This window comes from Enterobacteriaceae endosymbiont of Donacia thalassina (assembly GCF_012568245.1).
GTDB lineage: Bacteria > Pseudomonadota > Gammaproteobacteria > Enterobacterales > Enterobacteriaceae.
Genome location: NZ_CP046188.1, coordinates 1 through 2,136, shown reverse-complemented (window position 1 = coordinate 2,136; position 2,136 = coordinate 1). Strand labels below are relative to the sequence as shown.

Genomic DNA, 2,136 nt, shown 5'->3' with positions numbered 1-2,136 from the left:
AAGCGCCCTCCTAAAAAAAGGTTAAGCAACTTACTTCTTTTACAACCCACTTCCATGGTGTGACGGGCGGTGTGTACAAGGCCCGGGAACGTATTCACCGTAGCATTCTGATCTACGATTACTAGCGATTCCGACTTCATGGAGTCGAGTTGCAGACTCCAATCCGAACTAAGATATATTTTGTGAGATTCGCTTACTCTTGCGAGGATGCTTCCCTTTGTATATACCATTGTAGCACGTGTGTAGCCCTGGTCGTAAGGGCCATGATGACTTGACGTCGTCCTCACCTTCCTCCGGTTTATCACCGGCAGTCTCCTTTGAGTTCCCAGCCTAGCTGATGGCAACAAAGGATAAGGGTTGCGCTCGTTGCGGGACTTAACCCAACATTTCACAACACGAGCTGACGACAGCCATGCAGCACCTGTCTCATGGTTCCCGAAGGCACTAAAATATCTCTATTAAATTCCATGGATGTCAAGACCAGGTAAGGTTTTTCGCGTTGCATCGAATTAAACCACATGCTCCACCGCTTGTGCGGGCCCCCGTCAATTCATTTGAGTTTTAACCTTGCGGTCGTACTCCCCAGGCGGTCGACTTAACGCGTTAGCTACGAAAGCTATAAGTCAAGCTTACAACCTTCAAGTCGACATTGTTTACGGCATGGACTACCAGGGTATCTAATCCTGTTTGCTCCCCATGCTTTCGCACCTGAGCGTCAGTATTCGTCCAGGGGGTCGCCTTCGCCACTGGTATTCCTCCAGATATCTACGCATTTCACCGCTACACCTGGAATTCTACCCCCCTCTACGAAACTCAAGTTAATTAGTTTCAAATGCAGTTCCTAAGTTAAGCTTAGGGATTTCACATCTGACTTAACTAACAGCCTACGTGCTCTTTACGCCCAGTAATTCCGATTAACGCTTGCACCCTCCGTATTACCGCGGCTGCTGGCACGGAGTTAGCCGGTGCTTCTTTTACAAGTAACGTCAATGATAAAATATATTAGATTTTATCTTTTCTTTCTTGTTGAAAGTACTTTACAACCCTAAGGCCTTCTTCATACACGCGGCATAGCTGCATCAGGCTTTCGCCCATTGTGCAATATTCCCCACTGCTGCCTCCCGTAGGAGTCTGGACCGTGTCTCAGTTCCAGTGTGGCTGATCATCCTCTCAGACCAGCTAGGGATCGTTGCCTAGGTAGGCTTTTACTCTACCTACTAGCTAATCCCGTCTGGGTTCATCTAATGGCATAAGGTTTTATATAAATATAAAATCCCCTACTTTAGTCATAAAAAGACATTATGCGGTATTAGCTATCGTTTCCAATAGTTATCCCCCTCCAAAAGGCAGATCCCCAGATATTACTCACCCGTCCGCCGCTTGCCGACAATAAAAAAAATTGTAAAACTTTCTTTATTTCGCTGCCGCTCGACTTGCATGTGTTAGGCTTGCCGCTAGCGTTCAATCTGAGCCATGATCAAACTCTTCGATTTTTAAAAATATAATTTAAAATAAACAGCTTCTAAAAAATTGAATGCCCACATATATTTTTCTAATAAATTATTAAAGAACAAAATAATATCTTTTATAAAAAATATTATTTACTAACAAATAATATACTTGTTACTTTTGACAAAGTCAAATTTAATTTATATATCAAATATATTCTATTTTTAAGATTTTATATTTTATAATACCTTTTGGAGTTTGTACTTTAATAATATTATTTTTTTTTTTCCCTATTAATGCTCTAGCTAAAGGAGCATTAATTGAAATTAAATTATTTTTTAAATCTGATTCATCATTACCAACAATTTTATAAGTAATTTTTTTATTAGTTAAAATATTTTGTATATACACAGTAGAACCAAAAATAATTTTATCATTATGAATAATTTTTGTAACATCTATTATATTAGCATTTGATAGTTTAATTTCTATTTCTTTAATTCGTCCTTCACAAAAACTTTGTGCTTCACGAGCTGCTTGATATTCAGCATTTTCTTTTAAATCACCATGTTTTCTAGCTTCGATAATAGAATTAATAATTTTTGGTCTTTCTATATTTTTTAATTTAATTAATTCTTTTCTTAGTTTTTTTATACCTTTTAAGGTCATAGGAATTTGAATTATCAT

The 2,136-nt window shown here is 38.3% G+C and carries 1 protein-coding gene and 1 rRNA gene; both read right to left on the bottom strand.

Features of this window, described 5'->3' with window-relative positions; all coding sequences use genetic code 11:
* Positions 1 to 13: 13 nt before the first annotated feature.
* A 16S ribosomal RNA gene (locus GJU02_RS00010) occupies positions 14 to 1,493 on the bottom strand.
* A 163-nt stretch (positions 1,494 to 1,656) separates the two neighbouring features.
* Complete coding sequence (greA, locus tag GJU02_RS00005) at positions 1,657 to 2,136, bottom strand: transcription elongation factor GreA (protein ID WP_168919070.1); 480 nt, start codon at positions 2,134 to 2,136, stop codon at positions 1,657 to 1,659.

What these genes read in the sequence shown, in the direction of transcription:
- greA (WP_168919070.1), bottom strand. Translation starts at nt 2,136, where the DNA reads ATGATAATTCAAATTCCTATGACCTTAAAAGGTATAAAAAAACTAAGA.